A 26,400-nucleotide genomic window follows, 5' to 3' on the forward strand; every position below is an offset into this window, starting at 1 on the left:
CTGCGGGTCCTCCAGAACCCTCGATTCCGCCGCGCTCTCCAAGCCCCCTCGCGTCCGCCGCGCGTTCAAAGCCCCCTCACGTCCGCCGTGCCGCGACGAGCAGGCCGCGCCCCGGCCGCACGGAGCCGTTCCGCGTCCGCGGGGACGGCTCGACACCCTCTGGACCCTTCCGCAATCACCAAGGAGTGACACCGATGGATCTGGGACTGACAGGCGCGAAGGCGCTGGTGACCGGCGCGAGCCGGGGTATCGGCCGGGCGATCGCCGGCACCCTGGCGGGCGAGGGCTGCTCCCTGGCGCTGTGTGCCCGGGGCGAGGAGGCGCTCGCCAAGACTGCCGCCGAACTGCGCGGTGAGGGAGCGACGGTGTTCGCCGAGCCGGTCGACGTCAGCGACCCGGCCGCGCTCGCCGCCTTCGTGGAGCGCGCGGCCGCTGAACTGGGCGGCCTGGACCTGCTGGTGTCCAACGTCTCCGCGGGCAACGTCAAGGGCCCTCAGTCGTGGGAAGCCAGCCTGCGTGGCGACCTGATCCCGTTCGCGGGACTCGTCGAGGCGGCCATGCCCCACCTGGAGGCCTCCGACCGGGCCGCCGTGGTCGCCGTCGGCACGACCAACGCCTCCGACACCGCCCGGCCCGCCGGCGCCAACTCCTACTCCGCCCTCAAGGCCGCCGTGGTCCAGCACGCGTCGGCCCTCGCGCACGCACTCGCCCCGAAGGGCATCCGGGTCAACACCGTCTCGCCCGGCCCCATCGACTTCCCGGGGGGCGCCTGGGAGACCATCCGGGTCAGCCGGCCGGAGGTGTACGAGGAGGTCCTCGCCAAACTGCCGATCGGCCGCTACGGCACCGCGGAGGACGTGGCGGCCGCCGTGGCGTTCCTGCTCGGCCGGACCGGCTCCTTCTGCGTCGGGGTCAACCTCGTGGTGGACGGCGGGCTGTTGACCCGCGTCCAGTACTGAGCCGTGGGGGGCCCGGCCGGCCGTACGGACGCCGTACTGGTCTGCGGAGGCAGATGGCACGACTTCGACTACGCGCGGCTGCGCCTGCTGGAGCTTCTCGGCGAACATCCGCAGGTGCGTACGACGGTCTTCCAGGACTACGACTGTCCCGCCGCGCTGGACGAGGCGGACCTGCTGATCACCTACACCTGCGATGTACGGCCGAGCCCGGCCGAAGGGGCGGCGCTGGCACGGTTCGTGGAACGGGGCGGGCGCTGGCTCGCCCTGCACGGCACGAACGCGGTGATCGAGCCGCCCGCTCCGGGCGGGCCGCGGGTCTTCAGCACGCCGCGGCTCCTGGGTGACGTGGCGGCCGTGCTCGGCAGCCAGTTCCTGGCACATCCACCGATCGAACCGTACGAGGTGCGGGTGACCCGGCCGGGTCATCCGCTGGTCGCCGGGATCCAGCCGTTCACCGTCACCGACGAGCTGTACGTGTGCGAGCTGCACGGGGAGTCGGAGGTGCTGCTGCACGCCGAGTACACGGGTCCGTGCCGCGGTTTCGCCGAGGGGGACGCGGCGGCCGTCGACAACGCGCCCCGGCCGGTGCTGTATCTGAGACGGCACGGCCTCGGCGAGGTCTGCTACTTCACCCTCGGCCACTGCCGGGGCCGCTACGACATGCAGGACCTGGGCGTGGCGGACACCGGGAGTGTGGACACCGGGCCGTGGGGCACGCCGGAGTTCCTGACGGTCCTGCGGCGCTGCGTGGCACGGACGGTGGGGGAGCGGGGCCCGACGGAGGCTTCGGCGTGCCGCTGAGCGCGACGGGGCGGCGGGGGCGAAACTCTCTTGCCCCGCCGCCCGCCGCCCCGCCGTGCTCAGCCGTGCGGCAGTACCACCGCGCGGCCGTTGATCAGGCCGGCGTGCAGGCGCTCGTAGGCCGCCGGGGCCTCCTCGATGGAGAAGGTCTCGACGTGGGAGGAGACGAGGCCCTGTCGGGCCAGCGCGATGACCTCGACGAGTTCCGTACGGCTGCCCCAGTAGGGGAACGTGGCGGACACCTCGAACGGCAGTCCGCCGCCGAAGCCGACCGCCAGGGTGCCCCCGCCGAGGCCGACCACGGTCACATCGCCCTCGACGGCCACCGACGCGGCGGCGACCGCCAAGGTCGTCGGGGCCCCGACGAAGTCCAGGACCACCTCCGCCCCCGTCCCCCCGGTGAGTTCCCGGATCCGCCCGGCCGCCGTGTCGTCGGGGAGCAGCACCTCATGGGCGCCGACGGACTTGGCCAGTTCCAGCTTCTCCCCGGTCAGGTCGAGGGCGACCACCCGGGCCGGCGTCAGTGCGCGCAGCAACTGCACGGCGAGATGCCCGAGCCCGCCCACGCCGATCACGATCGCGGTGCTGCCCGGCACGAGCTTCGGCAGCGACTTCACGATCGCGTGATACGGCGTCAGCCCGGCGTCGGTGAGGGGCGCGGCCCGCACCGGGTCGAGGCCGTCGAGGGCGACCAGGTGGCGGGGTGAGTTCACCAGCATGTACTCGGCCAGGGCGCCGGGCGCCCCGAGGCCGGGCGGCAGGATGCCGAGTTCGGCGGCGTACGGACAGCAGTTCTCCCTGCCCTGGGCGCACCTGCGGCAGCGACCGCAGCCCCACGGCCCGTACACGGCCACCGCTTCGCCCTCCGCCAGTCCCTCGACTCCGCTGCCCATCGCGGCGACGGTGCCCACACCCTCGTGCCCGAGTGTCATCGGCAGCGCGTAGGGGAACTGCTCCTCGGGCCAGCTCATGACCGCCAGGTCGGAGTGGCAGAGCCCCGCCGCCGTCACCTTCACCAGCACCTGGCCGGGGCCGGGTTCCGGTACGGGAACCTCGACGACCTCGGGGGCGTGTCCCACCGTCCGGTACTGCACTGCCCTCATCCTCGGTTCTCCTCACTGGCGGCGGGCACGGCGGGCACCTCGGCGGGAGCCTCGGAACCGGCGTGCGGGGGTGCCTTCCGACGGCGCAGCACCGCGGGCAGGGCGATCCGGCCGCCGGTGAGGACGAGCGCGATGATGAGTACCGAGCCGGTGAACAGGCTCGCGGCCCACGGGGCACTCGTGGCGAGTCCGAGTCCTGTGACGCCGGTGCCGAGCAGCAGGACCGCGAGCACCGTGCCCCAGGCGTTGAAGCGTCCCGCGCGCAGCTGCGTCGCCCCGACGAAGGCCGCGGCGTAGGCGGACAGCAGATACAGGCTGCCCGCCGTCGGTGAACCCGAACCGACGGAGGACGCGAAGACGATCCCGGCGAAACCGGAGAGCAGCGCGGAGGACACCAGGGTCAGGAAGCGCAGCCGGTCCGTGCGCACCCCTTGCAGCCGTGCCGCGTCGGCGTTGAACCCGGTCGCGTACAGGCGGCGCCCGGTGGCCGTGTGCTCCAGCAGGAACCAGATGGCCACCGCGGCGAGCAGCAGGTACAGCACCGGAAGCGTGATCCCGCCCCCGTCGAGCTGGGCGATGCTCGCGAACGGCTCGGCCAGCAGCCGCACCCCGGTGATGGAGCTGTCGTCGGTGACCATGGTGATCAGCGACTGGATCAGCGCACCGGTCGCCAGGGTCGCGATGAACGAGTCGACGCGCAGGACCACGACCACGATCCCGTTGACGACCCCGACGAGCAGCGCGGCGGCCATCGCCAGCGCGATCGCGGCGAACGGACCGAGCCCGGTGGAGACCAGGAACCAGGCGGTCAGCACGCTGGTGAGCGACATCGTGTAGGCGACCGAGAGGTCGAAGACACGCGCGGCCAGCGGCGGTACGACACTCAGCGCCACCAGCCCGGCGACGGCGTTGCCGTTGAGCACCTGCTTGACCGTGGTGGCGGTCGGGAACGTCTCCGGCGCCCAGACGGAGAAGAGCACGACGATGACCAGCCACACGTACACGGCGCCGATGTTCCGGAACGACAGGGCGGCCGCCGCCCGCCGTACCGGAGTCCCGGCGGCGAGCACGCCGGGCCGGTCCGGTGCGGGCGGCCGGAGCGCCGCCGCCGGGGTCGGGGTGGATGTCATGTCACTCGGTTCCTTCCCACTCCAGGGCTCATGTCAGTCGGTTCCTTCCATGGCGTGCACGAGCGCGGGTTCGGTGATCTCGTGGCCGCCGAGCTCCCGTACGATCCGGCCGTCCCGTACCACCAGGACACGGGTGCACAGGGCGAGCAGGTCCTGTGTGTCGGACGAGGAGACGATGACGCCCATGCCCTCCTCGGTCTGACGCTCTATCAGGTCGTACAGCTGGAGTCGGGTCGCGATGTCGACGCCCGCCGTCGGCTCGCACAGCGCCAGCACCGGCGGGCTCTGGGCCAGGCAGCGGGCCATGACGACCTTCTGCTGGTTGCCGCCGCTCAACGTGGTGATCCGCGCCCCGCGCCCCGCCGTGCGCACCCCCACCCGCTGGATCCAGTCCTCGGCGAGCGACGACTCGCGACGCCGGTGCAGCCGTCCGCCACGGGCGCGGAGCCGGTGAAGGAGGGGGAGAGTGAGGTTCTCGCCGACCGAGAAGCCACCGATCACCCCCTCGCCCGCCCGGTCGGCGGGGACGAGGGGAAGCCCCAGTCCGCCGGCGTCGCACGCGTCGGTCCACCGCTCGGCACGCTGCGGCAGCCGCAACCGTCCGCTCACCCGCCCGGCGTGGGCCCCGCACACCGCGTACGGCACGATCTCGTGGCCGGAGCCGACCAGCCCGGTGATGCCCAGCCGCTCGCCCCCCGCCAGATCGAAGCCGATGCCGCGCAGCGGGCCCGCCCACAGGTCGCGGACCTCGAGCACCGCCCCGGTGGCGGCGGAACGGGCGGCGGGCCGGTGGTCGGTCGCCATCTCCTCGCCCGCCATCAGGGCCGCCAGGGACCGTGGGGTGAGGTCGGCGACCGCGCGCGTGGCGATGCGGCGTCCACCGCGGATCACGGTGACCCGGTCGGCGAGCGCGAAGATCTCGTCCATCCGGTGCGACACGTACAGCACGCTCGCGCCCGCGTCGCGGACCTCCCGCACGATGTCGAAGAGCCGGGCCACCTCGCCGGGGGGCAGCACGGCGGTGGGCTCGTCGAGCACCAGCACCCCGCGCCGGCCCTCCCAGCCCTGCAACGCGGCGGCGATGGCCACCACCGCGCGCTGGACCGGGGTCGCCGCCGACAGGGGTCGGCGCACGTCGATGCCGAGACCGAACCGTTCGACCAGCGCGGTCGTCCGTCGCTCCATCTCCGGCCAGCGGATGTTGCCGAGGGCCGTGCGGGCGAAGCCATGGCTGAGGGCGAGGTTGTCGACGGCGCTCAACTCGCCGACGAGGCCCAGCTCCTGGTGGACGAAGCGGAGCCGGTCGTGCCGGGAAGCCGTGATCTGGCCGAGATCGAAGGGCTCGCCGTCGAGTTCGGCCACGGCGCCGGGTTCCGCGTGGTGGTAGCCGGCGAGGATCTTGATCAGGGTGGACTTGCCGGAGCCGTTGGGTCCGATCAGGGCGTGGATCTCGCCCGGCCGGACCTCCAGATCGACGTCCCTCAGTGCCTGGGTTTCGCCGAATCTCTTCGACAGGGCGGCCACCCGGAGCACCGGCCTGGTCAACTCAGCCCCCACAGCGCCTTGAACTGCGCCTGGTAGTCCTCGACGATCGGGAAGTCGCCGTCGGCCGAGGGCAGGTTGTCCTTGGTGACGAGCATGTTGGGCAGTGCGGCCTTCTGGTCCACGTCCATGGGCTGGCCGGTGAAGTGCCGGGCCAGTGCGTCGGCCTGGAGCCACGCCGTCTCGTGGGAGTTGAGCGCCATCGCGCCGTCGGTGAGACCGCTCTGGATGTACTGGTAGTTCTGCGCGTCACCGACGTTGACGACGATGTGCCTGCCGGTGATGCCGGCGGTCTTCAGCGCGGCCGGCACGCCCACGTTGAGCAGGCCCAGGGAGAACACGACATGGGTCACCTTCGGGTGCGACCGGAGGTACGACACCACGCGGTCCGGCATGTCCTTGCCCACGGCGGTGATCGGCACATCGACGTCGTCCAGCCCGCAACCGTCGCACCACTTCCTGTACTTGGCGGCGAAGGAGTCCTTGACGGGCTTCAGGATCGTGTACGCCGGAAGGTCGAAGTACACCGTGTTCGCCTTGGCGTCACTGTTCGACACCACCCATGAGGCGAGCATCTCCCCCTGGACGCCGACGTCGTCCGGCCCGTTCTTGAGCAGGGAGACACCGTCGCCCAGCAGGTCGTCCGCGTTCGACTGGATGACGGGGATCTCGGCGGCCTTCAGCTTGGCCAGCTGCTTGGCGTAGACGGCGCGCGGGAAGCCCGAGGCGACGACGGCGTCCGGCTTGTCGCGCAGGGCCTGCTCGTAGGCGGCCTGGACGGACTCCGGGGTTCCCCGGGTCGCGATCTGCTTCACCTTCCAGCCGAGTTCCCCGGCGGCCTCGGTGAAGAAGTCGGCGAGGTCCTTGCAGGACTGCACGCCGCAGAGGATGAAGTCGATCCTCTTGCCCTTGGGGATCTTCTTGCCGACGGGCTCGGTGACGGAGATCGTGGTCGGCCGCTGGGAGTACTTCTCCAGGGCCGCGCGGGCCGCCGCGAGGCCGGGTGAACCGGGTGCCGCCGCCTGTGAGGTGTCGGTGGCCGGAGTCGAGTCGCTCCCGCAGGCCGCCAGGGTGAGCAGGGCGGTGACGGGCACGAGTGCGGTGAGGGCGCGGCGGAACGCGCTGCCGGGTGTGGAACTCATCGTCGAGTACTCCCGTGGTGAGGTGCCCGCGCTGCCGGGCCGCGCGTCGCTTGCGCGTCCGTGGCGACCGGCTCGGGCCAGGCGGATCCGGTGCCGCCCGGACGGGACGGCACGCAGGGGGTGCTGAGGGGACGAGGGCTGCGTCGATCGCCGGCGTGGGGCACGGCGCGGGCCGCCGGAGCGACCCCGCGGCGCGGGGGCCGGGACGGGCGGACACCGCACCGGCACGAGAAACTTTTGAGGCACTACAGCCTCAAGTGCGTCGGAGTGTGGCATGACCGGACGTACTTGGGGAGGGGGCCGTCGGAAAATTCCCGGTGGATCCGCCGGGTGTTCGCGAGTGACCTCGGGTGATGCGGCTCTGTTCGCCGTCGTGAGTGTTGCTACCGGGCGAGGCCGGTAACTACACTCACTCTAAAGTTTCTGTCGGAGGAGAGATGATGGACGAAACTTCGGAGTCGGTCACCGCACGGTGCCCCGGGCCCAGCGTCCAGGACTACCTCGACCAGGACAGCCGGCCCGTTCCCGCCGCCCTGAGGTACGAGCGGAACGACCCCCTCGGCAGCGAGGACATCGACACATCACGCTTCACCTCCCGCGACTGGGCCGAACGCGAGATGCGGCAGGTGTGGCGCCGCGTCTGGCAGTTCGCCTGTCTGGAGAGCGAGATCCCCGAGGTCGGCGACCACGAGGTCTACGAGATCGGCGAGGACTCGCTCATCGTCGTGCGCACGGCCCCGGGGGAGATCCGCGCCTTCGTCAACGCCTGCCTGCACCGCGGCCGCAAACTGCGCACCGGCGGCGGAAACGTCGGCGAGTTCCGCTGCCCGTTCCACGGCTTCGCCTGGAACCTCGACGGCACCATGCAGAGCCCGCCGTGCGCCTGGGACTTCCCGCACGTCAGCCCGGAGAAGTTCGCGCTGCCCGAGGCCCAGGTGGCGACCTGGCGCGGTTTCGTCTTCATCAACATGGACCCCTGCGCGGAGTCCTTCGACAGCTACCGCGGCACCTTCGACGACTACTACATCTGGCCGCTGGAGGACCGCTACAAGTCGCTGCACATCGCCAAGGTGCTGCCCTGCAACTGGAAGGTCGCGCAGGACGCGTTCATCGAGTCCTTCCATGTGATCGCCACACACCCGCAGATGCTGCCGTGGCTCGCCGACGCCAACTCCCAGTACGACGTGATGGCCGACCAGCCCCACTGGAACCGGATGATCAACATCCAGGGCGCCCCCAGCCCGCACGTGGCCGACTCCGTCACGGAGGAGGACGTCCTGGAGACCTTCTACGACTCACGCGCCTTCTACTCCGCGGCCCAGGGCCGTGACCTGGTGATGGGCGAGGGCGAGGAACTGCCCGCGATCCCGCCCGGGGGCACCGCCCGCCAGGTCCTCGCCCAGCGCATGCGCGCGCAGCTCGCGGCCACCTCGCACCAGGACTTCTCGCAGACCCCCGACACCGAACTCCTGGACGCCATCAACTATCTGCTGTTCCCCAACTTCAACCCGTGGGGCGGCGCCAAGTCCAACATCGTCTACCGGTTCCGGCCCCACGGCCTCGACCCGGACTCCTGCATCGCCGAGATCATCTTCATGTCGGCGCCGAAGCAGCCGGGCGAGACGCCCCCTCCGGCCCGCGTCCGCTGGGTGCCCGAGGACATGCTCTTCGCGGACATCCCCGAACTCGGCGTGCTCGGCCCGGTCTTCGACCAGGACTGCGAGAACCTCCCCTATGTCCAGCAGGGACTGAAGACGATGCGCAAGCCCGGCATCACCCTGGCCAACTACCAGGAGAGCCGCATCCGCCACTTCAACCGGACCCTCGACCACTGGATGGACAAGTGACCCACCGTGTGGCGGTCCGGCCGTCCGACGTCGAACTCGACGTCCTCGACGGCGAGGACGTGTTCAGCGCCGCCGGGCGGCTCGGCTACCGCTGGCCCACCGTCTGCGGTGGCCAGGGCACCTGCCGCACATGCTTCGTCCGGATCGAGGAAGGTGCCGAGAACTGCTCCCCCGTGGACCCGCTGGAACGCGAGGGCATCGAAGCCCTGCGCATGCCGGTGGACGGCCTGACCCGGCTCGCCTGCCGGCTCCGGGTCGTGGGCCCGGTGACCGTGACCAAGCGCGGTGTACGCCGCCGACCGCAGGAGTGAGGGCCCATGGCCAAGCAAGTGATCCACCCGCTCACCGGGCATGTGTACCGGCTCACCGAGGACGGTCTCGTCGAGGTGACCGACCCGAGGACCGGCGCGCGGGGCGTGTTCGACTTCCAGGCCCGGTGGCAGTCGGGCGAACTGCGCCACGCCGATCTCCAGATGGCGGGCTGGGTGGGGCGCCTCGCCCGGCGGCGCGGCGCCCCACGGCCGGGGGAGTGACCCGGTGACACCCCGGGCCACACGCGTGGTCTGTCTGGTGCGCCGGCCCGAGGGAGAACCGGCACCCGGTGACTTCGCCGTCGAGGAGCGGCCGCTGCCACCCGTCGGCGAGGGTCAACTCCTCGTCCGCAACCTCTACATGAGCGTCGACCCGTCCATGCGGGGACGGCTGGAGAGCACCGAGAAGCACTACACGCACAACTTCACCCCCGGCGCACCGCTCGACGGCCGGGCTCTCGGCGTGGTCGAGGAGAGCCGCTGCCCCTCGGTGCCCGTCGGCGCCTACGTACGCCACCAACAGGGCTGGCGGGAGTGGGCCGTGCTGGATGCCGTGGACACCGACGGCGCGGACCGCGTCGACCCGAGCCTCGCCCCGCTGCCCACCTGGCTCGGACTGCTCGGGCAGACCGGCTTCACCGCCTACGTCGGACTCACCCGGATCGCCCGACTCCGCCCCGGCGACACCGTCCTCGTGTCGGCGGCGGCCGGGGCCGTCGGCACCGCCGCCGGTCAGTTCGCTCGGTTGCTGGGCGCGGACCGGGTCGTCGCGACCGCCGGAGGGCCGGACAAGTGCGCCCTGCTGGTGCGGGAGTTCGGCTACGACGCCGCCGCGGACCACCGCGCCGAGCCGGTCCGCGAAGCGCTGGCCCGGCTGGCGCCCGAGGGCATCGACGTCTACTTCGACAACGTCGGCGGTGAGCATCTCGCCGCCGCCCTGCACTCCCTGCGCACCGGCGGCAGGGTCGCCCTGTGCGGCATGATGTCGCAGTTCGGCGGCGAGCGACGGTCCGCGGACATCAACCAGTTGATCCAGGCCGTCCTCAAGCGGCTGACCCTGCGCGGTTTCATCGTCCGCGACCACGACGACCTGCGGCCGGAGTTCGAGCAGCGGGTCACGGGCTGGCTCGCGGAGGGCCGGATCACCGCGCGTGAGACGGTCGTGGACGGCCTGGAGAACGCCGCCGGCGCCCTGCTGTCCCTGCTGGACGGCGGCAACGTCGGCAAGATGCTGGTGAGGCTGGACGACAGTGACTGAGGGGGTGCCCCGGCCAGGGGCACCCCCTCAGTGCGTCGAATCCGCCGACGGGTTCAGCGCATGGGGCGCGACGCGGACACGGTGTGGGCAGTCAGGCCGACCCCGAGCCGCGTCAACCCCGCCACCGCCGCCCGGAAGTCCTTGATGTGCGGCGTCGTGAAGTGCTCGTCGAGGGCCTGTTGCGAGGTCCAGTGCTCGTACACCCGGATACGCCGCTCGTCGGCGGGGTCGGCGGTCATGGCGTAGTCCAGGCAGCCGGGTTCCCGCTCGCGGGTGCGCCGGCCCAGTTCGACGAGGGCCTTCAGCATGGTGTCGCGGTCGCCGGGCTCGTAGTCCATCCAGCCGGCGACGATGATGTCCTCGGTCACGGGAGTCCTTTCGCGGTCCTGCCCGCGGGCCCGCCGCTCCGGTGAAGGGGAGCGACGGGCCCGGGGTGTCTCAGACGCCGAGCGGGGCGGGGACGGCCTCCACGGTGACCGTGCCCCGGTCTCCGTCGACCGTGATCACCATGCCGTCCCGCAGCCGGCGTGTCGCTCCTTCGACGGAGATGACGGCCGGGATGCCCAGCTCCCGACAGACCACCACCGCGTGGCTGTTGAGCGCGCCCACGTCGACCACGGCCGCACCGGCGACCAGGAAGAGCGGGGTCCAGGCCGCGTCCGTGATCGGCGCGACCAGCACCTCTCCCGGCTCCAGCGCCTCGCAGGACGCCGGGTCGGTGACCACGCGCACCCGGCCGGTGTACGTCCCGTGGCTGCCGCCCACGCCGCTGAGCGCATCGCCCTCGACCGCGGCCTCGGCGCGCTCCTCGGTGCGCCTCGGCCAGGTGTCGACCTCGGTCCCGGCGTCGTCCGCGACGAAGAACGGTGGCTCCAGCTCGTGCAGGAGCGCGTACTCCCCGAGCCGCCGTGCGATGACGGGGCCGAAGGACTCCGGGTCGGCGACGTAGTCGTCGAGTTCCGTGTCGAGCAGCATCATCACGTCCCCCGGCTCGGTCAGACGCCCCGCCTCGACCCCGCGCCGGCCGAGCTCTCGCATCGCCATCCGGATCTCGTTGACGACGGTCACGCAGTTCGCCTTGGTGCGCTCGCGGGCCGGGATCCACACCTGGGAGGCGTGCATGCCGGCGTCGAACATCGGCTGCGCCTCCTCGGGCAGCGCGGAGCGGACCTCCCCGGCGGTCCGCTCGCGCCGCTCGGTGAGGCGCGTCCGCCGGGCGGCCGGGGAGTCGTCGTCGGAGCTGTGCCGGATCCGGTCGACCAGGGCCAGTGCCTGGACCGGCGCCGCCTCCCACGAGAGCGCGTGGATGTCCCACTCGTTGGGACCGCGGTCGCCTGACCCGGCCAGGAACTCCTCGAAGGCGTCACGGAACGCCTTCACGTCCCCGGTCGCCCCGTCGAGCGCCCGCTCCACCGCGGCCGGGCCCCGGTCGAACAGCGCGGTCAGCTCGGCCGAGGCCGCCACCTGGCGCGACAGCGTCCACAGCCCGTCCGAGGGGGAGGCCGAGTCGACGTCACCGAGACCGCCGATGAGGTCCAGCATGGCGCCGGGGCGGTCCACGCTCGCGCAGAGCGGACCGAGGATCGCCGGTCCGACGGACGCGGGCAGCGACGACTCGACGTGCCGCTGGAAGGTGGTCTCCACCTCGTCCAGCAACGAGCGGGCGCGAGCCACCAGTTCGGCGTCGGACAACTCCGTCAGGTCGGGTCGATCGCGGCGCAGTCCGCGCAGCCGCTCCCGGTCGGCGTCGGCCTCCGGGAACGTGCTCTGGCCGAGCATCCGCTGGAGAGTGCCGCCCGCCTTGGCGGTCAGTTCGGCGTCCTGGTCGTCCGGGTGCGCCACGTACACCGGGGTGTCCGAGCGCTGGCCGACGAAGGCGGCGTCGATCTGGTCCGCCGTCTGGCCCATACGGATGCCGAACAGCCGCATGTGCGACAGGTTGAGGTAGAAGTAACCGCCGAACATCCCGACGAAGGGCGGACGAGGGCCTGCCACCTCCTCCTCGCGGTAGATGCCGAAGCCGACGAAGCCCTTTCGCCAGCCGCGCAGTCCGCGCCCCCAGACGAGGGTCCAGCCCAGCGGGCTGGCCGGATCCGGCAGGGTCTCGCCCGCGTTGGCCCGGGTGTAGTGCGGCAGTCGCTCACTGCGCTGCCAGTCCGTGATCCAGCTCTTCATGGCCGAAGGTCTCCCGTCGTCCGTCCCGGTGCCTACCACTGTGCCGTTCCGCCGTCGACGCTGATCAGCGTGCCCGTGATGCCGGCGCCGGCGTCGCTCGCGAGCAGCGAGGCGACCGCCGCGATCTGTTCCACGGTGGTGATCTGCTTGGTGGCGGCGTGCTCGGCGAAGCGGCCCAGCCACTCCTCGTAGCTGATTCCCTCGGCCTCGGCCGCGGCCGGTCCCGCGGCCCGCATCAGGTCGGTGTCCACGGCGCCGGGGCAGATGGCGTTGCAGGTGATGCCCTGGGTGCCGTATTCGAAGGCGGTCGCCTTGGTCAGTCCGTGGATGGCGTGCTTGTTGGTGATGTAGTGGCTGATCGCGGGCTTGTTGGCCTGCTTGCCCTCGACGGAGGAGATGTTGATGATCCGGCCCCAGCCGCCCTCCAGCATCCTCGGCAGCGCGCGTCGGGTGCCGTAGAAGTAGGCGTTGAGGTTGAGCCTGAGTGCGTCGTGCCAGGCCTCGTCGCTGAGTTCGTGGACCGGGGCGAAGCCCGAGGTGCCGCCGGCGTTGTTCACCCAGATGTCGAGCCGGCCGAAGCGTTCGGCGGCGAAGTCGGCCAGGTTCTCGATGTCCTCCTGACTGTTGGCGTCGCAGGGGTGGAAGACGGCCCGGTCCCCGGCGTCCAGCTCCGCCAGGGCCTGCTTGCCCTTGATCTCGCTGCGGCCGCTGAGGACGACCGTGGCACCGCCGGCCAGGAATGCCTCGGCGATGCCGCGGCCGATGCTGCGCGTGCTGCCCGTGATCACCGCGACACGTCCGTCGAGGCTGCCCGTAGCCACCATGTTGTTCTCCCGCGAGTGTTGTCGGTCCGTCACCTGGCGGCTCTTTCGGCGTCTTCCAGGTGCCGGTGAATGGTGCGGTGGAAGTGCTGGAGTCCGGGTTCGTTGCGTCCGAAGACGAAGTCGGTCCCGTCGAGGGCGGCGAGGCCCTGCTGGACTCCGTAGGTGGTCGCGTAGTCCTCGTCGCGGACCACCTCGTGGAACCATTCGCCGAACCGGTCGGCGGCCTGGCGCTCCTCCTCGGTGACCGCCGGTTCCCGCAGCAGGATGATCTGCTGGGTCACCGACTCGGTGGCCGTCCGGGGGAGCACCAGGGAGACGGCGATCTTCTGCCGCCAGCCGCCGGCGATCGCCAGGCCGGGGAAGAGCCAGTAGATGGGACCGACACAGTCCCCGGGGTCCCGCTGGTCCGGCGGCAGCTCGACCGCCCGCGCGATGGGACGCAGGGCCGGCGCGATGCGCTGGTGGGGGCCCCAGGTGTCGTGGGCCATCATGTTGGAGAGGTTCGTCTCGAACACCGTCTTCGGGTGCAGCGAGGCGAAGTGGTACGTCTCCAGATACCCGTCGAGGGTGACCTTCCAGTTGGGACTGGTCAGTTCGCCCGTGGAGTAGTGGTGGCACTCCGCCAGCCGCAGCCCTTCGAGGAGCGGCAGCAGATCACCGAGCCAGGCGTCCAGGTCGGGCTCGGCGGCCGGGTCCAGCGAGACGAAGACGATCCCCGCTCGCTCCCCGGCCGGAAGCCTCACGAGACCGCGGCCCTCGCGCGGAACGTCACCGAAGGTCTTCTCCGCGTACACGCCCCGCAGCTCCCCGGTCAGGTCGTACGACCAGGAGTGGTACGGGCAGGTCAGCCGCCTCGACACCCCGCAGCCGGGTTCCATCAGCTTGGCCCCCCGGTGCCGGCAGGCATTGATCATCGCGTGCACGACGCCCTGCCGGTCCCGGGTGATCAGCACCGGTACGCCGAGCACGTCCAGAGCCTTGTAGGTGTTCGGCCCCGGGAGCTCGCAGGACATGGCGAGCGGCAGGGGAACGCTCCGGTGGACGGCGTCCGTCTCCCGGCGCCAGCGGTCGGCGTCGAGATAGTGGGCGACAGGTTCCGTCCACTGGCCGTCCGCCTGGTGCGTGGTGCCGTCGCGATAGTGCGTCACCACGCGTTCGACGAGTTCGGCGGCCTCCCGCCGCATCGTCACGGACGCGGCGTCGGTGGACCGGTCCCGGCTGATCCACGAGGAGTACTCGGGGGCCGACGGCGGCGTGCGCCCGGCTTCTGCTTCCCGAATCTCCGGCGAACTGGTCTGGACCACGGTGTCCTCACAATCCTCCCAGCCGCGAGCCGGTGACCGGCTTCGGAGAGCGACAGCTGGGCTGTGTCCGAAACGACAACAGGACTTAGTGTGCTCTGTCAATAGAAAGTGGCGAAGTTGCCGTGTCGGGGGCGCGGAATCGCCCCGGCTGCTTTCTGTTAACCGGATCCAGTCTCCGCGGCGACGGCGGCCGGGTCCCCGACGGAAGGTGGTGGCGGCTGTGGGGAAGCCCTTCGAGGCGGGCGTGGTCGTACGGGATCTGGGGTTGATGGAACGCTTCTACCGGGACGTGCTCGGCTGCTCTGTCGTGCGTCGATCCTCTGTGCCGGAGTCCGTCGCGGCACCGGCCGGGCTGGGCGGCGAGCTCCTGGTCGTCTGGCTGCAGGTGCCTTCCGGGGGGCGGGTCAAGCTGATCCTGCCTCAGGTGGTCGCGGACCCCGCCCAGTCGGCGCCGCCGCTGGCCGGATGTCGGGGTCTGTCGTACCTCACCTTCCATGTGGAGGACATCGACCCGATGGTGTCGTCCCTGGTGGCCGCGGGCGCGCGGCCCCTGTCGGAGCCGGTCGTGGTGCGGACCCCCGGTGGCCGGATCAGTTTCTGGGCGGACCCGGAGGGCAACGCGGTGGAGCTGGTGGACGAACGGGGCCGCGAGTCCCGTTCAGGGCGTAGTAATTAGAGACCCTCTTCAGTAAGGTGCACCTGCTGCTTACTGTAGACAAGCACCAGAAAGTAAGGGTGCTTGGCACACCTCCCTCGGGCGAAGGGGCGGGACATGGCTCAGAAGAAGCCGGCCGACACGGCAGAGCACCGGACATCCGCGCAGACCATCAGGGATCTGCACGAGCGCATGGTGCGCATCCGGCTGTTCGAGACCGAGGCGGGCAAGCTCATGGAGGCGGGCAGACTGCCCGGCTTCCTCCACCTCTACGTCGGCCAGGAGGCCGTGGCCGCCGGAGTGATGGCCGCGCTGCGCGACGACGACCAGATCACCTCCACCCACCGCGGCCACGGACACGCCGTCGCCAAGGGCGTCGGCTTCCGGGAGATGTACGCCGAGCTGTACGGCCGCGCCACCGGCGCCTGCCTCGGGCGCGGCGGAAGCATGCACATCAACGACGTCTCCCTCGGCATGCTCGGCGCCAACGGCATCGTCGGAGCGGGCGTCCCGATCGCCGTGGGTGCCGCCTTCGCCGCCCGGTACAAGGGCGAGGACAGCGTCGCGGTGACCTTCTTCGGTGACGGCGCCACCAACATCGGCGCCTTCCACGAAGGCGCCAACATGGCCGCCGTCCTCGGCCTGCCCGTCGTCTTCGTCTGCGAGAACAACGGCTACGCCGAGTTCACGCCACAGTCCGGGCACATGCTGCTCACCGACGTGGCCGACCGGGCCGCCGCCTACGGCATGCCCGGCGTGATCGTCGACGGCATGGACGCGGTCGCCGTCCACCGCGCCGCCACCGACGCCGTGGAACGCGCCCGGTCCGGCGCGGGACCGATGATGATCGAGGCCAAGACCTACCGCTACTTCGACCATCAGGGCGTCAAGGGACTGCGCCACCCCTACCGCTCGGACGAGGAGGTCGCCGAGTGGAAGGCCCGCGACCCCATCGACCTGCTGGAGGCCCGTGCCGTAGCCGACGGCACGGCCACCCGCACGGAACTGGACGACACCTGGCAGCGCACCCGCGACGAGATCGCCGAGGCCATCGCGTACGCCGAGTCGAGCCCGCTGCCCGACACCGCCGACCTGCTGCACAACGTCTACTCGGGATGACGCCATGACCACCCTCACCCAGGAACAGGCCGCCGCCCCGGACGGCACGGTCCGCAAACTCACCTACGTCAAGGCCTTCAACGAGGGCCTCGCCCAGGCCATGCGCGAGGACGAGAACGTCTTCGTCGCCGGCGAGGACGTGGCCGGCTACGGCGGCGTCTTCCGTATGTTCGACAACCTGCTCGACGAGTTCGGCCCCCGCCGCATGATCGACACGCCGATCTCCGAGGCAGCCCTGGTGGGCCTCGGGGTGGGGGCCGCCGCGCGTGGGCTGCGGCCCGTCGTGGACCTGATGTTCATGGACTTCATCGGCGTCTGCCTCGACCAGATCGTCAACCAGGCCGCCAAGATGAAGTACATGTTCGGCGGCGCCGTGTCCGTCCCGCTCACCATCACCACCGCCTCCGGCGCCGGCCTCGGCGCCGCCGCGCAGCACAGCCAGAGCCTGGAGGCCTGGCTCGCCCATGTGCCCGGCCTCAAAGTGGTGATGCCCTGCGACGCGTACACCGCCAAGGGCCTGACCGTCTCGGCCATCCGGGACGACAACCCGGTCGTCGTCATGCTCAACAAGGTCCTGCTCGGCAGCACCGGCCATGTGCCCGAGGAGATCTACGGCATCCCGCTGGGCCGGGCGCACACCGCCCGGGAGGGCTCCGACGCCACAGTGATCGCCCTCGGCCGCATGGTGGGGGAGGCCCTGGCGGCGGCCGACGAACTCGCCGCCGAGGGCGTGGAGATCGAGGTGATCGACCCCCGGACCGTGCAGCCCCTGGACACCGAGACCATGTTCGCCTCCGTCCGCCGCACCAACCGGGCGCTGGTGGTGCACGAGGCCGTCACCTTCGGCGGGCTCGGCGCGGAGATCGCCGCCCAGATCCAGGACGCCGCCTTCGACCACCTGGACGCCCCGGTCCTGCGCATCGGCGCCCCCTTCTCCCCGGTGCCCTTCTCCCCGGTCCTGGAGAAGGCCTACGTGCCCGACCGCGCCCGGATCGTCCAGGGCTGCCGGCGTCTCCTCGAAAGGGCGTGAACGACGTGGCGGTCGAGGTTCTGCTGCCGAAGATCGGGCTGACCATGCAGGAAGGCACGATCGAGGAATGGCTCGTGCCCACGGGCGCCGCGGTCGCCGAGGGCGACGCGCTGCTGCGGATCGCCACCGACAAGGTCGACGTGGATGTCGAGGCGGAGGCCGGGGGGCTGCTCCACCCGGTCGTCCCGGCCGGGACGACCGTCCCGGCCGGCGCGCTCATCGGCTGGCTCCTGGCCGAGGGCGAGCAGCCACCGGACCCGGCGGGTACGCCGATGCCCGCCGGGTCCGGGGCCGGCACCGGCACGGCCGGGGGGCCGGCGTCCGGGTGGTCGACCGCTTCGGGCGCCGCCACCGGTTCCCCGGTGCCGAAGACCGGTGTGGCCGGGGCGGGCGCGTCCGCCGGGCCGACGACGCCGGGCCCGGTCACGGACTTCCCGGCGCCGAAGCGGACGGTGGGCGCGCCGGGCGCGCTCGCCCGGCCGACGGCCTCTGGCGTCCTCCCTGCCTCTCGGGCGTCGGCGGCGCCGTCCCCGAACGGCGGTGGCGCCACCACCGGTCCTGCCAGGCGGCTCCTGGCCTCGCCCAACGCCCGACGGGTGGCGCTCGGGGCCGGTGTCGATCTCACCGCTGTCCGCGGCACCGGGCCCGGCGGTCGGATCGTCTCCGAGGACGTGGAGGAGTTCCTCGCGGAGCTGCCCGGCGAAGCGGCCCTCTCCGGCCTGTCGGCCCTGCCTGTGGTGTCCGCAGGCCGTATCCCGCCCGGAGCCCCTGTCCTGCCGGTCACCGCCGTCTCATCCGTCACCGCTGTGTCGCCGCTGGTCCGCCGGCTGGCGAAGGAGCGGGGCATCGACCTCTCCGAGGTGAACGGCACCGGGCCCGGCGGCCGGATCCGCAGGTCCGATCTCGACGCCGCCGACGCGGCGCGCGAACCGGCGGTCCGCCGCCGGAACGCCGACCCCCGGCCGGGAGACGTGCTCCCCCTCACCGGGATGCGCGGCACCATCGCCCGCCGTATGCACGCCAGCCTCCAGGAGATGGCCCAGCTGACGCACGGCTACGAGGTGCGGATGGACGCCGTGGTGTCCCTGCGCGACCGGCTGAGGGAGGAGTGGGCCGACACCGACCTGCCCGTTCCCACCCTGAACGACTTCCTGCTCAAGGCCGCCGCGCTGGCCCTGCGCGCACATCCACTGCTGAACGCGACGGTGCGCGACGACGGCATCCATCTGCTCGACGACATCCACCTCGGGTTCGCCGTGGCGGTTCCGGGCGGCCTGATGGTCCCCGTGATCGAGGACGCGGCAGCACTGCCGCTGCCCGAGATCGCCCGCACGGCGAAAGCCCTGGCCGAGGCCGCCCGCGAGGGCCGGATCACGCCGGACCGCCTGGAAGGCGCCACCTTCACCGTCACCTCGCTGGGCGGATACGGCGTCGACTTCTTCACCCCTGTCGTCAACCCCGGCAACGTGGCGATCCTCGGGGTCGGCAGGCTGAGGGACGGCGTCGAGTGGCTGGACGACCGGCCGCGGCGGACGCGGGTGCTCACCCTGAGCCTCACCTTCGACCACCGTGCCGTCGACGGCGCACCGGCGGCCGAGTATCTGCGCGCGGTCGGTGAGCTGTTGCGCAAACCGCTCCGGCTGCTGGTCTGATCCGCCGCTGCCCGTGTCCGCCGCCGCCGCCCGTCTCCGCCGCCGCCCCGGCCCGGCGTCGTCCCGGTCCGGCGTCGTCCCGGCCCGGCGTCGTCCCGGTCTCCGCCGGAGGACGGCCGGCGGCCACCGGCCCGGCGGCTATGCGGCCGCGGTCGGGTCGGCGATCCGCTCCGCGAGGTCGCCGACCTCGCGGACGAAGGAGCGGTGGCCCAGCGACCGATAGACGTCGTCCCCCCGGACCTGCGAGTTCGCCGCGGTCTCGAGCAGGGCCAGCAGGCCCAGTCCGATCACCGCGGCCTCCGCGTCGGAGACGGACGCACGGGCCTTGCGGATCAGCCGCACGAGCCCGCCCAACAGCTCCGAACGACTCTCCTGGCGCAGCGCCTCGGCCTCCTGGCTCATCCCGGCCGACGACACGAAGAACACCGTGGCCGCCGACCTGTGCTCGCCCAGCCACGCCACCAGCGCGGTGATCGTGGGCCCGACGTCCGAACCCGCCTTGTGCGCTTCGGCGAGTTCCTCCACCTGCGCGCACATCGCGGCGGCGAACACCCGCATCCCCTCCACCAGGACCTGGTCCTTGGAGGAGAAGTGGTAGTACACCGCTGCCGACGTCATCTCCGCACGGGCGGCGATGTCGGCCACCGTCACCTCGTCCGGCGGCTGGGTGGCGAACAGCTCCGTGGCTGCCTCGATCACCCACTGCTTGCGCGACGGACGGTGGGCGGCGCGGGTTCCGGATGTCGTCATGATGTCAAGTATGCCGGTCCCATGGCGCTCCGGTGCCCCAGGCGCAGCAGGAATTACGCGGTCGGTAGAGTCGAGTTACTGGATAGCATGGTCAGTAAACAGGGACCACGCTCGCGGGTTCACGGCAGTCGGCAGGGGAGCATGATGGCCACCACCAAGAACGGCAAGCAGCCCGCTCACCGGCCTTCGCGGCGGCAGCACATCATCGACGCCGCCGTACGGGTCTTCGGCCGCAACGGATTCGCGGAGACCAGCATCCAGGACATCGCGGACGAGGCCCAGGTGGTCCCCACGGCCGTCTACTACCACTTCGACGGCAAGGAGGAGCTGCTCGAACTCGCCATGCGCCGGGTCTTCGACCAGCTGAACGCGGTGGTGGAGGCGGCCCGTCCGGAGTCCGAGCCGGGCGACGCCGAGGGACTGCTGCGCGTCATCGACGCCGTGTGGGACTGGGTGGAGCAGAACCCGGACGAGGCTCGCCTCTACCAGGTCCAGATCGCCTCGGCGAACGGCAACGTCAAGGTCCTGCGCGACGAGTTCGAGCAGCGGCACATCCAGCGCGGCTACGACTACCTGCCCGAGGGCAACACACGCGGCCCCCGGGCGGCCAAGGCCCGCCACGCGGCGCAGGCCCTCGCGGTCCGCACCCTGATCAGCACCACCATGCTGGTCACGGCGCTGCGGGCGGAGGGAGGGCCGCTGTCCCAGCTGCCCCCGCAGGCCGTCCTGGAGGCGGTCAGGTCGCTGGCGCTGCGCATTGTCGCCGCCGACCGGAAGCCGACCACGGCACAGCGTTGAGACGACGGTGCGCGCGCCCCGCCCGGCGACGGGGCCCTCACACGGTCAGGACCGAGCAGGCGCTGATCCCGGGCGCCCCGTACACATGCGTGAAGCCCACCCGGGGCGCACCCGGCACCTGCACGCCCGGCGCGCGGCCCTGCAACTGCCGTACCACCTCGTGGAACTGACGCAGTCCCGAGGCGCCCACGGGCTCCCCGCCGGCGAGGCAGCCGCCATCCGTATTGACGGGGATCCGGCCCGTGGGCTCGGTGTCCCCGCCGGCCAGCAGCTCCTCCTGCTCGCCGTGTCCGCACAGTCCGGTCTCCGCCAGGTGGACCAGCTCCGAGCCACTGTCGGTGTCCTGCAACTGCGCCACCCGGACATCAGCGGGCCGGACCCCCGCCGTACGGAACGCCGCCTCGGCGGCGTCGACGCTGGGGCTGCGGTGCGGTCCCGGCGGCAGCCAGGGGGAGAACACCTCGAACGAACCGAACCGCCGGGTGCGGAACGCCAGCGAGGCCAGCCTCACCGGCCGTTCGCACAGGTCGAAGGCGCGGTCGCCGCGCGCCAGCACCAGAGCCGCCGCACCTTGCCCCGGTGAGCAGAACATGTACTGGGTGAGCGGGGGACTGACCTCCGCGGAGTCCAGGATCTCCCGCTCCGTCAACGCCTTGCGCCGCCATGCCAGCGGGTGGTGCGCGCCGTTGCGGAAGGCACGCGCGGCGACGACCGCCAGCGCCCGCTCCGAGATCCCGTGCTCGTACAGGTACCGCCGTGTCTTGAGGGCGAAGAACTGGGTCGTCAGCATCATGCCGGTCTCGGCGTACCAGTCGCCCAGGCCGTAGCGGGCCGCGGACACGTGGAAGGCGCCCCGCTCGTGCTTGTCGAAGCCCACCGCCAGTCCCAGGGACGCCTCCCCGGCACGCAGCGCTGCGGCCACCGTGAGCACGGTGGAGGCGCCGGTGGCGCAGCCGTTCTGCACATTGACGAACGGCACTCCCGTCAGGCCCAGGCGGCCCACCAGCGTGTCGGGTTTGCCGGACACGTCGGAGCCGCCGGCCGCGTAGCCGATGTCCTCCCAGGACACCCCGGCGTCGGCCAGCGCCTCCCGCACCGCGCGCTCGGCCATGTCCATCCCGGTGACACTCTCGTCCCGGCCGAAGGGATGCATCCCGCAGCCGACCACGTAGACGTCGTCGGTCCGACTCATCGCTCCCCCTCTTCCTCGTCGTCGGGGCGGAACGCGAAGGTCAGGACCTCGGTCCCGTCCTCGTCGTGGTACGCGGGCACCATGGCGAGCCGGACCGGCAGCCCGATCCGTATCCGCGCGCGGGGAACCGCCAGCCGCCCCTCGACCAGGAGCTCACCGAGGTCGACATAGCCCACGTGATACGGCCGGTGACCGCCGGCCGGTGGCCGGTACGGCGGCTTGGGCGGGAACGCCTGAAGCGTCCACGACCACACCCGCCCCCGCACCGGCAGCACATGAGCGGACATGGACCCGTCCGAGCATCGGGGGCACGAGTCCTGCCGGGGGAAGACGACGGTGCCGCACCCGGAGCAGCGCGCCCCCGCGAGACGCGGCGGGGCCACACAGTCGAACAGCGAGTCGTCGATGAGTCGGGTGGTCATACCGGTCCGCCTTCCACGTCACCAGCTCAGCAGCCCGGCCAGCCGTTCCCGGTGGAAGGCCGCGCCGCCCAGCAGGACGGCGTCGGACTGGGCCCGCCGGAAGTACAGGTGCGCGTCGTGCTCCCAGGTGAAGCCCATGCCCCCGTGCAGATGGACGCACTCGGCGGCGACGGACACGAAGGCCTCGGAGCACCACGCCTGGGCCACCGCCGCCGCCTCGGCCGGCGCCCTGTGCGAGGCGGCCGCGTCGACGGCGCGCAGGACCGCCGACCGCGCGCCCTCGACCTGGAGCAGCATGTCGGCACAGGTGTGCTTGACCGCCTGGAAACCGCCGATCGCCCTGCCGAACTGGGTACGGTCCCGCACATGGGCCACGGTCATGTCCAGCGCGGCCTGGGCGCCGCCCAGTTGCTCGGCGGCCAGGGCGACCAGGGCCACGTCCAGGGCCCGGGAGACGATGTGCGCCCCCTCGCCCCCGGCGGTCAGCGCCCGGACCCGCGCACCGGAGAAGGTGACCACGGCCTGGCCCCGGCTGAGGTCCAGGGTGGGCACCCGGCGCACGGTGACGTCCGGACCCCCCGGATCGGCGAGGAAGAGGTCCACGCCGTCGTTCCCGGCGGCCGCCACGACCAGCGCGCGGGCATCGCCGCCGTCGAGAACGAACGGCGCCGTTCCCTCGACGACGGGGGCCCCGCCCTGCCAGGTGACCGCCACCGGCACGGCGTCGGGCCGCCATGTCCCGTCGGGTGCCGCGACCGCGAGGGCGTGCACCGCGCCCTCGGCCAGCTCGGCCAGCGCCTCGTCGGCCGTACCGCAGCCGGCCAGCACCTGCCCGGCCAGCACAGTGGAGGACAGCAGCGGTACCGGTGCCAGTGTCCTGCCCAGTTCCTCGCAGACCACAGCGATCTCGGCGAGGCCGCCGATGCCCCCGACAGCCTCGGGCAGCCCGAGGGCCGCGAGGCCCACCTGCCGGCCGAGGGTGTCCCACAGCTCGGCGTCGACACCGGGGGAGTGCTCGGACAGCCGGCGCACCGTCGCGGTGCCTCCGGCGTCCGCGCACACCGACCGTACGGTTGCGCGCAGGTCGTCCAGTTCGGTGTCCGACAGGGCCGGCCCACCGGTCACGGTGCTCGTCATCGTGTGCTCCCGCTCTCGTCGTGCCGCTCGCGCGGGGCACTGTGCGCCGCCGCCATCCGGGCCACCGGCACGCGGTGCGGGGAACAGGACACGTAGTCGAGGCCGAGGCCGTCGCAGAACGCGATCGACTCGGGGTCCCCGCCGTGCTCCCCGCACACGCCGAGCTTGATGCCGGGCCGTACGCCGCGCGCCCGCTCGGCGGCCAGCGCGATGAGCGCGCCCACCCCGTGCGGGTCGAGCCGGGCGAAGGGGCTGGCGGTCAGCAGGCCCCGCTCCTGGTACCCGGCCAGGACCTGGCGTTCCACGTCGTCCCGGGAGAATCCGTAGGTCAGCTGGGTGAGGTCGTTGGTGCCGAAGGAGAAGAACTCGGCGTGTTCGGCGAGTTCACCGGCGAGCAGCGCGGCCCGCGGAGTCTCGATCATCGTGCCGAGCCGGTACGGAACGACCACACCGGTGCGGGCGGCGACCGCGGCGGCGGCCTCCCGCACGTACCCGGCCGTGGCCGCCAGTTCCTCCGGCAGGCTGACCAGCGGGATCATCACCTCCAGCTCGGGCCGGACCCCGGTGGCGGCGACGTCCACCCAGGCGGCGAAGAGCGCCTCGGCCTGCGCCGGGTAGAGCCGCTCGTGCAGCAGCGCCAGCCGCACCCCCCGCAGCCCGAGCATCGGATTCGCCTCGCGCAGCGCGGCGGCCCGCTGTTCCTCACCCGCGTCCGAGGCGTCCCCTGGGGCGGGCAGGAACTCGTGCAGCGGAGCGTCCAGCAGGCGCACGGTCACCGGCCGGTCCCCGACCGCGGCCAGCAGCGCCCGGAAGTCCTCGTGCTGAGCGTGCTCCAGCGCCGTCAGGGCCGCGTCGCGGGCGGCCGGATCGGCGGCCAGGAGCACCCGGCGGATCAGCGGCAGCCGCTCACCGAGGAACTGGTGCTCCGTACGGCACAGCCCGACCCCCTCCGCCCCCAGGGCGACGGCGGTGCTCACCTCCGCCGCGCTGTCGGCGTTGGCCCGCACCCCCAGTCGGCGCATGCCGTCCGCCCAGTCCAGCAGGGTGGACAGTTCGAGCGGCGGTGCGGCGACGCTGACGCTCAGCCGTCCCGCGTAGACGGCGCCGGTACGGCCGTCCAGGGAGAGGGCGTCGCCCTCGCGCAGCACCCGGTCCCCGAACCACACGGTCCCCGCGGCCCGGTCCACGCGCAGCCCGTCGGCGCCGCACACCGCGGGCCGGCCGGCCCCCCGCGCCACCACCGCGGCGTGCGAGGCGATACCGCCGCTGCCGGTCAGCACGGCGGCGGACGCTAGCATGCCGGGGACGTCCGCCGGGGTCGTCTCATGGGCGACGAGCACCACGGGGGTGCCGTCCGCGCCCACTTCGAGGGCGCGCTCGCTCGACAGCACGATCACCCCGGCCGCCGCGCCCGGGGAAGCGGCCAGACCCTTCACCAGGAGCTCCTCCCCGCCGGTCAACCGGAGCCGGGGGTGCAGCAGTTCCTGCACCTGCGCGGGGCCGATCCGCAGGACGGCCTCCTCGGGGCCGAGCGCCCCGTCGCGTGCCAGGTCGGCGGCGAGGCACACCGAGGCCCGCAGCGGCGGCCGTTGCTGCGCGGAGGCGGCGAGCAGGGAGATCTCGTCGTCGCGCACCTCGAAGTCGACGGAGACGGGCGCGCGCAGATGCCGTTCGAGAGTGAGCAGGGCATGCTCCAGCAGAGCCCTGCCGCCCGTGAGCCGGTCCAGCGGTTCACTGGTGTGCGGCGGCGGGGCGCTGCGCCGCACCCCCCGGAAGAACGATCCCTGGGGGGACAGAAGGCCGGTCTCGGGGTCGCGGCTGACCGCCGTGCCGTAGCCGGAGCGGTCGGCCGGGCCGATCCGCAGGGCCTGTACGTGCAGGGCGACGCCGAGATCGGCGGGAAGCCGCTGCGCCTTGCGGGATCTCCTCGCGCGCGGTGAGTCCCACCGGCGGAGCACGGCTCGGGCGGCCAGCGCGAGCTGCTGGGCCGGGTCGTCGGGGAAGGGCCGCGCGCCGTGCCGCGCGGTCAGGTCCAGCAGCGCCTCGATCCGTGTCCGGGGCTCGGGCGCGTCGAGGACGGCGTCGTCGAGCATCGCGGCAGGCACGTCGAGGGCGTACTCGGCGATCATCCGTACGGTGGCGGCCCATACCTCGTGCAGCGCGTCCGCGCGGCCGATGACGGCGCACAGGGCGTCCATGCTCGCGGTGGTCACGCCGAGGCAGGCGAGGTCGGGCGGCAGTCCGGCGATCTCGGTCGGGGCACTCGCCGACAGGCGCAGCAGCAACGGGCGGGCCCCGTCGCCGATTCGCCGCCCCGAGAGCTGTTCGACCAGGTCGACGGCGGCTTTCGCCGTGCCGGGGTCGCATAGCGACGCGGAGGTCCCGGCCGGCACGGTGAGCCCCGGTACGACCGGCAGCCCCAGAGCCACCAGCCTGTCCATCGCCGCACCGTGCGCTCCCAGCTCGTCGGCGTCGAGCCCCCGGATCCGTCCCTGCCCGAACGGCACCAGGATCCGGCCGGGAGCCTCGACGGCCGTCAACGGACCCGCCTCGCGGTCGGTGACGCTCAACCCCGGTCCCCCGTCACCAGTTCCTCTTCCCGGGCCTCGTCCTCGGCCCGGCTGATCCCGAGCACCAGCAGCAATTCCTGGTGCAGCCTCATCCACACCGTGTGGTACGAGTCGCACAGCGGCGAGGCCAGCCATTTCGTCTCGCCTTCGTCGAACCGGTCGAGGGCCTCCTCCAGCTCGCCGAGATACCGTTCGCTGCCCTCGAGCACCTGCTCCAGGCGGCGCAGCACCGGCTGGATGGCCTCGTGCACGTCCTCCAGCGACTCGCGCACCCCGGCGTCGTAGACGCTGTCGGAGTGGTCGTTGGCCGTGCCGTCCGGGCGGCACTGCCAGGCCGTGCACACCTCGCGGATCTTCCTGTTGACCGGCAGGAAGGCCTCGTACGCGGCGGTGATCCGTTCCTCCCGGGGCGATCCCGGCGCGACCCGCAGAACCCGGCAGGCGGTGGCCTTGGCCCGCTCGGTGGGGAGCACGAGCGGCCCCTTCACCATCGCGAGCCCGGCGTCCGTCAGGGGCCGGTACTCCGCTTCGGCCCTGCCACGCCACATGCCACGCAGAACGAGGTCGACGACCGCTTCGGTGAGCGTCTCGTCGGGAGCGTCGGGAAGGTCCACGGCAGGAGAGTGCATCGCCACACCTTTTCCCCGGTTCTGTGGTGACCGGTTCCTCGGTTCTGTGT

The 26,400-nt window shown here is 72.3% G+C and carries 25 protein-coding genes; 11 read left to right on the forward strand and 14 right to left on the reverse strand.

The genetic code is table 11. The features are described 5' to 3' along the window. Nucleotides 1-194: 194 nt before the first annotated feature. A complete protein-coding gene (locus ACZ4Z3_RS26360; RefSeq protein ID WP_468503317.1) occupies nt 195-959 on the forward strand; it encodes an SDR family NAD(P)-dependent oxidoreductase in 765 nt (254 codons plus the stop codon). Nucleotides 960-962: 3 nt separating this feature from the next. Next, nucleotides 963-1,760 (forward strand): ThuA domain-containing protein, encoded by a 798-nt coding sequence (locus ACZ4Z3_RS26365; RefSeq protein ID WP_468503318.1) that lies wholly within the window; start codon nt 963-965, stop codon nt 1,758-1,760. 59 nt (nt 1,761-1,819) lie between these two features. Here the strand turns inward: ACZ4Z3_RS26365 and ACZ4Z3_RS26370 are convergent, their stop codons facing one another. The 4 genes from ACZ4Z3_RS26370 to ACZ4Z3_RS26385 are packed head-to-tail and all read right to left on the reverse strand — an operon-like array spanning nt 1,820 to nt 6,677. Beyond that, nucleotides 1,820-2,863, reverse strand: a complete 1,044-nt coding sequence (locus ACZ4Z3_RS26370; protein ID WP_468503319.1) for an NAD(P)-dependent alcohol dehydrogenase — start codon at nt 2,861-2,863, stop codon at nt 1,820-1,822. Then, entirely contained in the window at nt 2,860-3,993 is a 1,134-nt protein-coding gene (locus tag ACZ4Z3_RS26375; RefSeq protein ID WP_468503320.1) for an ABC transporter permease, read from the reverse strand. The genes ACZ4Z3_RS26370 and ACZ4Z3_RS26375 overlap by 4 nt, the downstream gene beginning before the upstream one ends. A 33-nt stretch (nt 3,994-4,026) precedes the next feature. Next, nucleotides 4,027-5,538, reverse strand: a complete 1,512-nt coding sequence (locus tag ACZ4Z3_RS26380; RefSeq protein ID WP_468503321.1) for a sugar ABC transporter ATP-binding protein — start codon at nt 5,536-5,538, stop codon at nt 4,027-4,029. After that, entirely contained in the window at nt 5,535-6,677 is a 1,143-nt protein-coding gene (locus tag ACZ4Z3_RS26385; RefSeq protein ID WP_468503322.1) for a sugar ABC transporter substrate-binding protein, read from the reverse strand. The genes ACZ4Z3_RS26380 and ACZ4Z3_RS26385 overlap by 4 nt, the downstream gene beginning before the upstream one ends. Before the next feature lie 437 nt (nt 6,678-7,114). On the opposite strand from ACZ4Z3_RS26385, the gene ACZ4Z3_RS26390 reads away from it, so the two are divergent. The 4 genes from ACZ4Z3_RS26390 to ACZ4Z3_RS26405 are packed head-to-tail and all read left to right on the forward strand — an operon-like array spanning nt 7,115 to nt 10,093. Then, complete coding sequence (locus tag ACZ4Z3_RS26390; RefSeq protein WP_468503323.1) at nt 7,115-8,524, forward strand: aromatic ring-hydroxylating oxygenase subunit alpha; 1,410 nt, start codon at nt 7,115-7,117, stop codon at nt 8,522-8,524. After that, nucleotides 8,521-8,835, forward strand: a complete 315-nt coding sequence (locus ACZ4Z3_RS26395; protein ID WP_468503324.1) for a 2Fe-2S iron-sulfur cluster-binding protein — start codon at nt 8,521-8,523, stop codon at nt 8,833-8,835. The genes ACZ4Z3_RS26390 and ACZ4Z3_RS26395 overlap by 4 nt, the downstream gene beginning before the upstream one ends. Nucleotides 8,836-8,841: 6 nt before the next feature. Further along, complete coding sequence (locus ACZ4Z3_RS26400) at nt 8,842-9,057, forward strand: hypothetical protein (RefSeq protein WP_055716137.1); 216 nt, start codon at nt 8,842-8,844, stop codon at nt 9,055-9,057. 4 nt (nt 9,058-9,061) lie between these two features. Further along, complete coding sequence (locus ACZ4Z3_RS26405; RefSeq protein ID WP_468503325.1) at nt 9,062-10,093, forward strand: NADP-dependent oxidoreductase; 1,032 nt, start codon at nt 9,062-9,064, stop codon at nt 10,091-10,093. A 53-nt stretch (nt 10,094-10,146) separates the two neighbouring features. On the opposite strand, the gene ACZ4Z3_RS26410 is transcribed toward ACZ4Z3_RS26405, so the two are convergent. From ACZ4Z3_RS26410 to ACZ4Z3_RS26425, 4 genes are all read right to left on the reverse strand, one after another. Beyond that, entirely contained in the window at nt 10,147-10,461 is a 315-nt protein-coding gene (locus ACZ4Z3_RS26410; protein WP_055537338.1) for a putative quinol monooxygenase, read from the reverse strand. A 70-nt stretch (nt 10,462-10,531) separates the two neighbouring features. Then, nucleotides 10,532-12,268: a PEP-utilizing enzyme gene (locus ACZ4Z3_RS26415; protein WP_468503326.1), complete on the reverse strand. Its 1,737-nt coding sequence runs from the start codon at nt 12,266-12,268 to the stop codon at nt 10,532-10,534. A 32-nt stretch (nt 12,269-12,300) separates the two neighbouring features. Then, on the reverse strand, nt 12,301-13,125 hold the full coding sequence (locus ACZ4Z3_RS26420; RefSeq protein WP_468503327.1) for an SDR family NAD(P)-dependent oxidoreductase: 825 nt from the start codon (nt 13,123-13,125) through the stop codon (nt 12,301-12,303). Further along, nucleotides 13,122-14,396, reverse strand: a complete 1,275-nt coding sequence (locus ACZ4Z3_RS26425) for an aromatic ring-hydroxylating oxygenase subunit alpha (protein ID WP_468503328.1) — start codon at nt 14,394-14,396, stop codon at nt 13,122-13,124. Before ACZ4Z3_RS26425 ends, ACZ4Z3_RS26420 begins: the two co-directional genes overlap by 4 nt. Nucleotides 14,397-14,616: 220 nt before the next feature. Here ACZ4Z3_RS26425 and ACZ4Z3_RS26430 point away from each other — a divergent pair, with 220 nt between their 5' ends. The 4 genes from ACZ4Z3_RS26430 (at nt 14,617) to ACZ4Z3_RS26445 (ending at nt 18,852) form a co-directional block, all read left to right on the forward strand. Then, on the forward strand, nt 14,617-15,072 hold the full coding sequence (locus ACZ4Z3_RS26430) for a VOC family protein (protein ID WP_468503329.1): 456 nt from the start codon (nt 14,617-14,619) through the stop codon (nt 15,070-15,072). 96 nt (nt 15,073-15,168) lie between these two features. Continuing rightward, a complete protein-coding gene (locus ACZ4Z3_RS26435) occupies nt 15,169-16,170 on the forward strand; it encodes a thiamine pyrophosphate-dependent dehydrogenase E1 component subunit alpha (RefSeq protein ID WP_468503330.1) in 1,002 nt (333 codons plus the stop codon). Nucleotides 16,171-16,174: 4 nt separating this feature from the next. After that, nucleotides 16,175-17,200 (forward strand): alpha-ketoacid dehydrogenase subunit beta, encoded by a 1,026-nt coding sequence (locus ACZ4Z3_RS26440; RefSeq protein ID WP_468503331.1) that lies wholly within the window; start codon nt 16,175-16,177, stop codon nt 17,198-17,200. Then, the gene (locus ACZ4Z3_RS26445; RefSeq protein ID WP_468503332.1) at nt 17,197-18,852 is read left to right on the forward strand and encodes a 2-oxo acid dehydrogenase subunit E2; all 1,656 of its coding nucleotides are present in this window, start codon (nt 17,197-17,199) and stop codon (nt 18,850-18,852) included. Before ACZ4Z3_RS26440 ends, ACZ4Z3_RS26445 begins: the two co-directional genes overlap by 4 nt. Nucleotides 18,853-18,990: 138 nt before the next feature. Here ACZ4Z3_RS26445 and ACZ4Z3_RS26450 read toward each other — a convergent pair whose 3' ends face one another. After that, the gene (locus tag ACZ4Z3_RS26450; RefSeq protein ID WP_468503333.1) at nt 18,991-19,602 is read right to left on the reverse strand and encodes a TetR/AcrR family transcriptional regulator; all 612 of its coding nucleotides are present in this window, start codon (nt 19,600-19,602) and stop codon (nt 18,991-18,993) included. Nucleotides 19,603-19,743: 141 nt separating this feature from the next. Between ACZ4Z3_RS26450 and ACZ4Z3_RS26455 the strand changes: the two genes are divergently transcribed. Next, nucleotides 19,744-20,400: a TetR/AcrR family transcriptional regulator gene (locus ACZ4Z3_RS26455; protein ID WP_468503334.1), complete on the forward strand. Its 657-nt coding sequence runs from the start codon at nt 19,744-19,746 to the stop codon at nt 20,398-20,400. Nucleotides 20,401-20,437: 37 nt separating this feature from the next. Here ACZ4Z3_RS26455 and ACZ4Z3_RS26460 read toward each other — a convergent pair whose 3' ends face one another. The 5 genes from ACZ4Z3_RS26460 to ACZ4Z3_RS26480 are packed head-to-tail and all read right to left on the reverse strand — an operon-like array spanning nt 20,438 to nt 26,350. Further along, on the reverse strand, nt 20,438-21,592 hold the full coding sequence (locus ACZ4Z3_RS26460; protein ID WP_468503335.1) for a thiolase family protein: 1,155 nt from the start codon (nt 21,590-21,592) through the stop codon (nt 20,438-20,440). Further along, complete coding sequence (locus ACZ4Z3_RS26465; protein WP_468503336.1) at nt 21,589-22,014, reverse strand: Zn-ribbon domain-containing OB-fold protein; 426 nt, start codon at nt 22,012-22,014, stop codon at nt 21,589-21,591. The genes ACZ4Z3_RS26460 and ACZ4Z3_RS26465 overlap by 4 nt, the downstream gene beginning before the upstream one ends. A gap of 18 nt (nt 22,015-22,032) precedes the next feature. Continuing rightward, nucleotides 22,033-23,151 (reverse strand): acyl-CoA dehydrogenase family protein, encoded by a 1,119-nt coding sequence (locus tag ACZ4Z3_RS26470; RefSeq protein ID WP_468503337.1) that lies wholly within the window; start codon nt 23,149-23,151, stop codon nt 22,033-22,035. Then, nucleotides 23,148-25,721, reverse strand: coding sequence for a putative PEP-binding protein (locus tag ACZ4Z3_RS26475; RefSeq protein WP_468503338.1), 2,574 nt, complete (start codon nt 25,719-25,721; stop codon nt 23,148-23,150). The genes ACZ4Z3_RS26470 and ACZ4Z3_RS26475 overlap by 4 nt, the downstream gene beginning before the upstream one ends. Continuing rightward, nucleotides 25,718-26,350, reverse strand: coding sequence for a hypothetical protein (locus ACZ4Z3_RS26480; protein ID WP_468503339.1), 633 nt, complete (start codon nt 26,348-26,350; stop codon nt 25,718-25,720). The genes ACZ4Z3_RS26475 and ACZ4Z3_RS26480 overlap by 4 nt, the downstream gene beginning before the upstream one ends. Nucleotides 26,351-26,400: the final 50 nt, after the last annotated feature.

The organism is Streptomyces sp. NPDC030296, from assembly GCF_055572815.1.

What these genes read in the sequence shown, in the direction of transcription:
- ACZ4Z3_RS26360 (WP_468503317.1), top strand. Translation starts at nt 195, where the DNA reads ATGGATCTGGGACTGACAGGCGCGAAGGCGCTGGTGACCGGCGCGAGC.
- ACZ4Z3_RS26370 (WP_468503319.1), bottom strand. Translation starts at nt 2,863, where the DNA reads ATGAGGGCAGTGCAGTACCGGACGGTGGGACACGCCCCCGAGGTCGTC.
- ACZ4Z3_RS26375 (WP_468503320.1), bottom strand. Translation starts at nt 3,993, where the DNA reads ATGACATCCACCCCGACCCCGGCGGCGGCGCTCCGGCCGCCCGCACCG.
- ACZ4Z3_RS26385 (WP_468503322.1), bottom strand. Translation starts at nt 6,677, where the DNA reads ATGAGTTCCACACCCGGCAGCGCGTTCCGCCGCGCCCTCACCGCACTC.
- ACZ4Z3_RS26390 (WP_468503323.1), top strand. Translation starts at nt 7,115, where the DNA reads ATGATGGACGAAACTTCGGAGTCGGTCACCGCACGGTGCCCCGGGCCC.
- ACZ4Z3_RS26400 (WP_055716137.1), top strand. Translation starts at nt 8,842, where the DNA reads ATGGCCAAGCAAGTGATCCACCCGCTCACCGGGCATGTGTACCGGCTC.
- ACZ4Z3_RS26415 (WP_468503326.1), bottom strand. Translation starts at nt 12,268, where the DNA reads ATGAAGAGCTGGATCACGGACTGGCAGCGCAGTGAGCGACTGCCGCAC.
- ACZ4Z3_RS26435 (WP_468503330.1), top strand. Translation starts at nt 15,169, where the DNA reads ATGGCTCAGAAGAAGCCGGCCGACACGGCAGAGCACCGGACATCCGCG.
- ACZ4Z3_RS26440 (WP_468503331.1), top strand. Translation starts at nt 16,175, where the DNA reads ATGACCACCCTCACCCAGGAACAGGCCGCCGCCCCGGACGGCACGGTC.
- ACZ4Z3_RS26450 (WP_468503333.1), bottom strand. Translation starts at nt 19,602, where the DNA reads ATGACGACATCCGGAACCCGCGCCGCCCACCGTCCGTCGCGCAAGCAG.
- ACZ4Z3_RS26455 (WP_468503334.1), top strand. Translation starts at nt 19,744, where the DNA reads ATGATGGCCACCACCAAGAACGGCAAGCAGCCCGCTCACCGGCCTTCG.
- ACZ4Z3_RS26460 (WP_468503335.1), bottom strand. Translation starts at nt 21,592, where the DNA reads ATGAGTCGGACCGACGACGTCTACGTGGTCGGCTGCGGGATGCATCCC.
- ACZ4Z3_RS26465 (WP_468503336.1), bottom strand. Translation starts at nt 22,014, where the DNA reads ATGACCACCCGACTCATCGACGACTCGCTGTTCGACTGTGTGGCCCCG.
- ACZ4Z3_RS26470 (WP_468503337.1), bottom strand. Translation starts at nt 23,151, where the DNA reads ATGACGAGCACCGTGACCGGTGGGCCGGCCCTGTCGGACACCGAACTG.
- ACZ4Z3_RS26480 (WP_468503339.1), bottom strand. Translation starts at nt 26,350, where the DNA reads ATGCACTCTCCTGCCGTGGACCTTCCCGACGCTCCCGACGAGACGCTC.